The 8,291-nt window shown below is 24.5% G+C and carries 9 protein-coding genes; 3 read left to right on the forward strand and 6 right to left on the reverse strand.

Annotation, left to right across the window (positions count from 1 at the left end):
• The coding region (locus tag ACERKK_RS08630; RefSeq protein ID WP_373772678.1) for a hypothetical protein at window positions 1-447 on the reverse strand (447 nt) is incomplete at its 3' end.
• A gap of 110 nt (window positions 448-557) precedes the next feature.
• On the opposite strand from ACERKK_RS08630, the gene ACERKK_RS08635 reads away from it, so the two are divergent.
• Together ACERKK_RS08635 and ACERKK_RS08640 are read left to right on the forward strand one after the other, a co-directional pair.
• Entirely contained in the window at window positions 558-1,223 is a 666-nt protein-coding gene (locus ACERKK_RS08635) for a tRNA-uridine aminocarboxypropyltransferase (protein WP_373772679.1), read from the forward strand.
• Between the two features lie 94 nt (window positions 1,224-1,317).
• Window positions 1,318-3,093, forward strand: coding sequence for a murein L,D-transpeptidase (locus ACERKK_RS08640; protein ID WP_373772680.1), 1,776 nt, complete (start codon window positions 1,318-1,320; stop codon window positions 3,091-3,093).
• Here ACERKK_RS08640 and ACERKK_RS08645 read toward each other — a convergent pair.
• A complete protein-coding gene (locus tag ACERKK_RS08645; protein WP_373772681.1) occupies window positions 3,082-4,215 on the reverse strand; it encodes a hypothetical protein in 1,134 nt (377 codons plus the stop codon). The genes ACERKK_RS08640 and ACERKK_RS08645 overlap by 12 nt on opposite strands.
• Window positions 4,216-4,364: 149 nt before the next feature.
• On the opposite strand from ACERKK_RS08645, the gene ACERKK_RS08650 reads away from it, so the two are divergent.
• A complete protein-coding gene (locus tag ACERKK_RS08650; protein ID WP_373772682.1) occupies window positions 4,365-5,054 on the forward strand; it encodes an SDR family NAD(P)-dependent oxidoreductase in 690 nt (229 codons plus the stop codon).
• A gap of 15 nt (window positions 5,055-5,069) precedes the next feature.
• Here the strand turns inward: ACERKK_RS08650 and ACERKK_RS08655 are convergent, their stop codons facing one another.
• The 4 genes from ACERKK_RS08655 to ACERKK_RS08670 form a co-directional block, all read right to left on the reverse strand.
• Window positions 5,070-5,648: a hypothetical protein gene (locus ACERKK_RS08655; protein ID WP_373772683.1), complete on the reverse strand. Its 579-nt coding sequence runs from the start codon at window positions 5,646-5,648 to the stop codon at window positions 5,070-5,072.
• A 304-nt stretch (window positions 5,649-5,952) separates the two neighbouring features.
• Window positions 5,953-6,441, reverse strand: coding sequence for an SMI1/KNR4 family protein (locus ACERKK_RS08660; protein WP_373772684.1), 489 nt, complete (start codon window positions 6,439-6,441; stop codon window positions 5,953-5,955).
• A gap of 1 nt (window position 6,442) precedes the next feature.
• Window positions 6,443-7,648 (reverse strand): hypothetical protein, encoded by a 1,206-nt coding sequence (locus tag ACERKK_RS08665; RefSeq protein WP_373772685.1) that lies wholly within the window; start codon window positions 7,646-7,648, stop codon window positions 6,443-6,445.
• A 3-nt stretch (window positions 7,649-7,651) separates the two neighbouring features.
• On the reverse strand, window positions 7,652-8,291 hold a 640-nt coding region (locus ACERKK_RS08670), incomplete at its 5' end, for a hypothetical protein (protein ID WP_373772686.1).

Consider the following 8,291-nt stretch of genomic DNA (forward strand, 5'->3'; position numbering starts at 1 on the left):
CACATCAGCTACAAAAAAACAAATAAATGCATATCCTCTTACTATATGGTTATGGCTTGAAAGTAAAAAACTTCCTGTGATTGCAATAAATGATGCAATTAAATCAATTGGTAATACTGTAAAATCAATATTTTTCATATTTGGTAAAACAATTTGTATTTGTAAAACAATAAAAATACTTAAAACTAAAGCTATTATTTTACTATCTCTTTTTTTATTTTTACTAAGTTTATAAATTCCTATTATTGCTGTAATAAAAAACAAAATCATTTGAATAATAACAGGCACTTTACCACTTAATGTAAAAAATGTTAATAATGCTAAATTAGCAATAAAAAAACAAATAAATCCTATATATAAAGGCCTTGTATCGTCTTTTGAACTCAAAGCCATTAAGTATGCTCCAAGTATTGAAAAAACTGCGCCAAAGGCTTCAAGTATTATCATAATATTCCTATAAAAGTTAAATTTATGAAATTATAATCAAATAAGTGAAAAAACTAATAAATATAATCTCTATTTGACTATAATTTCAAAAAATAAAAAGAAAGTTCCTATTGCAAGATTTTGAAGTAAGAGAAAAATGTTATAAATGTTATAGACCAAAATGTTCTTGTGTATGTAAATATACGATTAAACCAATAAAAACAAATACAAAATTTGTGATTTTAATGCATCCAAAAGAGTTTTCAAAAACAAAAAATGGAACAGGTCATATGACTAATAATTCTATTGAAAACTGTGAACTTCATATTGGTGTAGATTTTACAAATCATAAAAGAGTAAATGAACTTTTAAATGATGAAGAGTATGAAGCATATGTTTTATATCCAGGTGATGAAACAATAAAGTTAAATACTCAAAAACTCCCTACTTTTAAAAAGTCTTTAATTTTTATTATTGATTCTACTTGGCCATGTTCTAAAAAAATATTAAGATTAAGTTCCAATCTATCTAAATTAAAAAAAGTTAGTTTTGAGCATGATAAATCATCTCAATTTAAAATAAAAACTCAACCTAATCAATATTGTTTATCAACTATTGAATCAACACTTTGTGTTTTAGAACAACTAAATAAACATAAAATTGAAAATATAGATAAAACTTCTTTAGATAATTTTATAAATCCATTTACTCAAATGGTAGATTATCAAATAAACTACATAAGTAGTGAAGTTATGGAAGTTCGTTATAAAAAACCCTTTAAAAAATTTATTAAATAATTCTTAAAGAGTAAATAGTTATAGTTTTAAAAGCAGATATTGTTGTAATTTAAACTATAATGAGTTTGTATACAAGATTAAATTGAGGTGAGATATGAATAAAATTATATTAATAATATTAATTTTTACAAATATATTATTTGCATCTACTCATACAGATTTTAATAAAGATATTCAAACACAAAAACAAAATATATTTAAAACTCAAGCCCAAGAAATAGTACAATCATTAATTTTTCAAAAGAATACTTCTTATTTATTTTTAGATGATAAATCAATTAAAAGATATTATAAAACTTTTAATTATGAACTTATTTGGATAAATGAAAATGGTGTTAAAAATATTGCATTAGAACTTTTATCATCAATTCAAAATGACCCAGTTTTAAAACATCATTCAAACGAAGCTTTTAAATTAAATGAAGTTGTTGAACAATTAAGATTACTTGATAAATCAAATGAGAAATATATACAAAGTCTAAGTAAAATTGATTTTATGCTTACAGGTATATATGATAGATATATGAAATATTTATCAAATGGTTTTATTAATTGGGAATTATTTAAAGAACAAAGAAAAATATTTGATGAAGAAGAAGAAATAAAATCAAACTGGGAAAAATATACTTCTAGAAAAAACTATAAAAGACTCTTATTTAAAGCAATAAAAAGCAATGATTTATCAATAGCTTTTAATGCTGTAAATTATACTTATCCAAAAGCAGAAGAGTTATCAAAATCTATAATTAAATTTGAACAAATATCACAAAATGGTGGATATACAAAAGTACCAAAAATAAACTTTTTAAAAGAAGGTTCTGTTTCACCTATTGTTAAGATTCTAAGAAAAAGATTATTAGAAAGTGAAGATTTATTATCAAATAGTTGTGCAATTGATGATGAAAAACATAATGAAAATAGTTTAATAACAGAAGGTTCTTTAACAATTGAAAATAACTGTTTTAATACATTTGATGAGAATGTTCAAAAAGCTGTAATCTCTTTTCAAAAAAATCATGGATTAAAAGCAGATGGAATAGTAGGAAATATTACAAGAAGATATTTAAATATACCAATTGAAGAAAAAATAGAAAAAATGAGACTAAATATTGAAAGAATGAGATGGATGCCTAGAACATTAGGTGAAAAATATCTTTTAGTAAATATCCCTGAATATAAACTAAGAGTTTATGATAAAAATGAAGTAGCATTGGATATGAAAATTGTTGTAGGTGATAAAGAACACCCTACTGCAATATTTTCAAATAAAATGTCTTTTATTGTAATAAATCCTTATTGGAGAATTCCACAAAGTATTGTAAAAAAAGAGATTGTTCCAAAAATACTAGAAGATATTAATTATTTAAATGATAAAGGTATTTATATACATGAAAATTGGGAACTTGATTCTACAAAAATTAATGTTGAAAATATAGATTGGAAAATGTATGCTAAAACAATAGAAGAACAAGAACCTACTTTACCACTTAGATTTATACAAACACCTAGTGATATAAATCCACTAGGAAGAATGAAATTTATGTTTCCTAATAGATATGCTATTTATATACATGATACACCAGCAAAGCAATTTTTCCAATATGATAAAAGAGCTTATTCTCATGGATGCATTAGAGTTGAAGATTCAAAAAAATTATTAGAAATAATATCTCAAAAAGATACAAATATAAATTATGAAGAAGTATCTACAATATTAGCAGATACTCAAAGTAAAGATTTAAATTTAGAAAAGAAAATACCTGTTCATATGGTATATTTAACATCTTGGATAGATGAAGATGGAAAAGTACAATTTAGAGATGATATATATAACTATGATTCAATACAAAAGAAAATTCTATTTGATTAAATACATCTTCTCTTTTATATAGTTTATATCCGAAATTTTCAGTTGATGTTTTGGTGCTAATACTTTCATAAAAAATCTAACTTCTGCATTTGTAAAACCATCTAATTCTTTATCTTTTATAGTTACCTTATCTTCTTCTAATCTAATTCTTTTAAGTTTTCCATTTGTTTCTTTTAAATAATAAACAATATCTAATTGTGTTTGATTAACTTTTTCAATTGATACTATTACTCTATTTGTTCTTGCGATAAACTCGCATTCTGGATATAAAATAAGAAAATCATCAGATGAAACATAACCAATATAAAGTTTTGTAAATATATCAAAATATAAACCCAATTTTTTTGATGTAAAGAATTTTAAATCAACTGCATATTTTGGATTTGAACGTGATTTATTTAATATCCATTCTAATGTTGGGAAATATTGAAATTTATTATATTTTATTTTTAAAGTTTCTATATATTTTCTATGTCTACTTGGGATTAGAGTTGCTTTATTTTTAGTATTTTTTTTAGCAAAAATGATTTTTTCTATTAGTTCTTCATTATCTAAATCTTTTGTAACCCAAACAGTTGCATACTCTGGAAAGTTTTTAATTCCAACAGAACCTTCTGTTACAATGATTAAAGCACGTATAATTAAAGTAGGAAAAATCATTTTTAATAGTGCATATTTTTTAACTAATCTTTTATTTAAACTAGCTGTTTTTTTTGATGTACTCATTTCTACAAAATAAACAGAATCTTTTGTAAAAAATAAAGCATCAAATTCACTTATATCTTTATAAGCTGATTTATATACTATTTGAGCACTTCTATCTATTAGAAGCCCACTTTTTATGTATAAATTTTCTTTGTCCTGATATGGACCTTTTAAGACAAATCTAGTAATTAATTCTTCATTTAATGCATACTCTAATAGTAATTCATATACTACATTTTCATAAACTTCACCTCTAAAACTACTATAAGCAGAGATATAAGACATATCTTCTTTTGAGATATTGTTTCTAAATAATGAACGTAAGCTTTTACTATCATAAGAATAATGAAATAGATTGTTTTCTAGATTTTTGATATCTAAGTTTTTAATTTTTGGTGTAATTTTAAATTGATGCAATTTTCTTAAAGTACCTAAATACTTTTTCCCTTCTGTTTAAGTAGAATTATTATAGCCAAAAAATCGTTAATTGAGTTTAATTTATTATTTTTTTTAAATAATAATTTTTTTGATACAATGTCATATTTAAAACATAATAAAGGCTAAAAATGTCAAAAAGTATTTTAATTACAGGTTGTAGTTCAGGATTGGGTTTTGCTCTTGCTAATTTATATTTAGAAAAAAATTATAAAGTTTATGGAATAAGTAGAACAAAACCAAATATAGATAATAAAAACTTCTTTTTCAAATCTTTTGATTTAAATAATACTTCAAAAATAAAAAATGATTTAAACTCATTTATTACAAATATAAAAGAGATTGATACTGTATTTTTAAATGCTGGAATGCTAGGTGAAATAAAAACTTTAAAAGATTTAAGCTTAGATGAAATCAAAGAAGTAACACAAATAAATGTATATGCAAATAAAGAGTTACTAGATATCTTATCAGATATGAGTGTAAAAAACATTATAGCAATATCATCAGGTGCATCAAAAAATGGTTCTAAAGGATGGGGTGCTTACTCTTTATCAAAAGCAGGAATAAATATGCTAATTAATTTATACGCAAATGAGTTAGAAAATACCAAACTATTAGCAGTTGCACCAGGTGTAATAAAAACACCAATGACTGATTATATAAGATATGAAATAGATGATACAATTTTTACCTCAGCAAAAAGATTAAAAGAAGGTGAAATTCAAACAGCAAGCGATGCTGCTAAAAGATTAGATAATCTTGTGTCAAGAATAGATGAGTTTGAATCAGGTTCTTTTGTAGATGTGAGAAATGTTTAGTTTCTTACATCAATATTATTGTATGCATAATTCTGTTTCATCCTGACATTTATCTAATATTAATTCACTATTTATTTTATATTTCCATTCTTCATAAGTTTTAAAAGCCCAATTTTGTGTATCTTCTTTAAGCATATTAATATCTTTTAAAACAATTTTTTCAATTGTTTGATAATCATAGCCACACAGTGCTTTTTCTTCTTCAGAAATAGATTCTTCATTTATGCCAAAAATTGATTCTTCAAACTTCTTAAATTCTTTTATATCATTACAGTAGTTTTGCATTTCCCAATATGTCACTCCTATTACACTAGCAGTTCCTACAAATGGAATTGCACTAGTGGTTGCTTTTGCGAGTTTTTTCTTTGCTCTATTTAGTTTTTTCTGGAATAATTCTTTTTTTCGTTGAGAAATTTTATTTTTAATCTCTTTTTGTTTATTCGCTAATGTATTATTTTTTATTTTAAGATTCTTATTAACTGCTTTTAAATCTGATATTTGCGTATTAAGTTGCGCAAACTTATCATAAATAAAATTTGCTCCAAAACTAACAATGGCAAAAAATATTGAAATTATAATAACAGTTTTTTTCATAAATGAACTTTTCTTTTTTATTTTATAAAATAATGTTGAATTACTGGAATGGTAACATAAATTCATACATATAATTTAAAAGTATCTAAAGTTAGAATAACGAGTTCTCAAACGAGTATTTTCAAAAATCTAACTCTATTTGGAACAATATTACCGTTAGTAAAACTGCTCCAAAAGAAGCTCTTCAAAATTTTGTGTCCTATTTATTGTTGACACATCATTGTTACACAATAGTCATAAGTTATTTTATTGCCTTATAATTTATATATAAACTATATTATGAAAGTGATGTCATTTTATTATTCTAAATTTTCTCCATTAAAAACTCAATAAATTCATTGAAATCTTTAAATAAAACTTTTTTAAAAGAGTAATCAGCATAAGCAAAACTAACTATATTTTCATTATGACAATTTAGTGCAATATAATCCTCATCATTGATTTGACCAATAGGAATAAAACCATACTTAAGAGTATTTTCTGGAAATGTTTTGAATATATTTTCAATTGTATTTATTTCATTTATTCCAAAAACTGTATATTCATTAATTTGTATATCCATAAATTGTTTAGAACAAATATATTCTTTATAGTGTTCAGGTAGTGTAATTTTATAAGTGTCTTCAATTTTTAATATATCGTATTTATTTATAATTGATTCAACAGGATTCCACTCTTTCCACTCTTCATCTATATTTTGGATGATCATTGAGTTTGGTACATTTATGTCTTTAGTTAAACCTTTAGTTTTAATATCACTGTAATATTTATTAAAAAAATCATTAATTAGCATTTTAACTTCTCCCTGTTTGTTGTTTAATTAAATCAACCACTTCTTTTCCAAGTATCATATCATCAACGTGTAATAAAGAATGATTTTTTACACCATTATGTAACCCTTGAGGAACATAGGCTGCAATATTTGTATTATTTATATGGTGATGTTGAAGTTTTTGCCCTATAAAGGTAGTATGATTGGGATTAAATTTAAGCCATTGTTTATCTACAATTGGTGCCAAACCGTTTTGACATCTTTCTAAATTAAATTTACTTAATGTTTCGGAAAAATTTTCAGCGTATTGTTTTGCAAATTTACTACTATCACGTAAAAAACCTGCTGCATTTGTATTATCAAGATGAGAACCTAAATAAGGCATCTTTATAGTTCTTGTTATATCTACAACTTCGTCAATTTTGGCGAATAGTGGTTTACCAAAACCATCAACAAATTCATGTATTTTTAAATTATTAACGATACCTTTAGCTTCAAAACCAATTGTTTTTATCTTATCTACAGAATACCTAGCAATATCATCATACTGTTTTACAACTATTTCACCTGCCTTAGTTTCAGAAGCAGTTGTTAGTGCTTGACCCGATGTAGATACAAGTTTTTCAGCACCCTTTAAAGCTATTTTACTTACACCAGTAGCTGTTACAACTTCAACACCAAATTTAATACCATTTGCCCAAGCATCTGATGCACCATTATGAATAGCTATTTGTCTAGCTACTTCACCAGTAACTCCGGAAATTGCCCCTGTAAATGCTCCTGCTATTCCACCAGGTACTGCACCAACACCACCTCCAAAAGATCCAAAAGCTGCACCAACACCACCTCCCATAGCTGCACCAGATGAAGCACTTTTTCCAATAGATTCATAATCAAAAGATGGGGTCTTATCTCCTATTTCTTCATAAACTTGATTAGTCACATCTAGTGTATAGTTCAATATATCTTTTGAGAGTTTTTCGACTTCATCTGTAGCTAAATTTAGCTTTTCTACTCCCGTTTCAAATGTTTGTTTGAACAGTTCATCTCTTTTTTCAATCTGTTCTGGTGTTAGTAACGAATCAATCATATATTTTTGTGGTAATATAGCTGTTTCAATATTTTTTGTATAATTAAAATCTTCTAAAAGATCTTCAATATTATGTGTAAACTCTTTAGTTGAATCTTTAAAGTTCTCTACACTTTTATTTAAATTTAATCCATCCATTCTTTATTTTACCCTTTCATTATTTAGTTCTATTCTCAATGCTTCAATATGTTTTAATTGTTTTTCTTGTTCTAAGTTTGCAATGATAATATCCCTATAAATTATATTTAAAATAGCGTCACTTGCATTTATTAAATGTGAATTCAAGTAATTAAATATGTTCATTTTATTTTCTTCGTTGGAGAAAGATTTATAGTTATTAAATAACTTATTAGCTTTAAAAAGCTTATTTATTATATTTATTTTTTCACTTATATCTTTACTTTCAATATTGTTAATAAACTCAATTGCTTCTGCTTTTATTTTATTTTTCGATGACCACATACGATATATATCTTTATTACCATTAAAATGATTTAGCAACTCATCTAAGTCTTTAGTAATAACATTTTCGTTTTTTAAAGTAATAATTTTGACAATATTTGAAAAAATTTCCTTTTTATTTATATGAAAATCAGATTTAGTGTATTTATATTTTGAAGTTTGATTTTCAATTTTACTTTTTTGAATTTTGCACAGTATAGATTCTTCCCATCCATTTTGATAAACTACTGCTACTCCTTGTTCTAATTTTGGTATCTCATTAATTTGATCTTCATTTAATGTAGCCGATTTACCAATATCATTTCTATCTTCAAGTTCT

The sequence above is a fragment of the Poseidonibacter sp. genome, from assembly GCF_041821165.1.
Classification (GTDB): Bacteria; Campylobacterota; Campylobacteria; order Campylobacterales; family Arcobacteraceae; genus Poseidonibacter.